A 201-nucleotide genomic window follows, 5' to 3' on the forward strand; every position below is an offset into this window, starting at 1 on the left:
TCGAGGATGATCGTGGCGCGTAAGCTTCACAGGCCCACGCAAGATAATTGGCCACTGCACGATGTTCAACCATCACGCCCTTGGGCGTGCCGGTGGAACCCGACGTGTAGATCACATAGGCCAGATGGTGCGGGCCCAGGCCCAGCGCGCGCGCATCCGGATCCGATGACGGCTGCCCGGCCCACGCCGGTGACTGCGCCT

1 protein-coding gene is annotated in these 201 nt (G+C 65.2%); it reads right to left on the reverse strand.

Annotation, left to right across the window (positions count from 1 at the left end; all coding sequences use genetic code 11):
- Nucleotides 1–201 (reverse strand): AMP-binding protein (locus tag AB4Y34_RS42635; RefSeq protein ID WP_368719390.1); only part of this gene is annotated, 201 nt, incomplete at both ends.

The organism is Paraburkholderia sp. BR10954 (assembly GCF_040965775.1).
In the GTDB taxonomy this organism is placed as follows: domain Bacteria; phylum Pseudomonadota; class Gammaproteobacteria; order Burkholderiales; family Burkholderiaceae; genus Paraburkholderia; species Paraburkholderia youngii.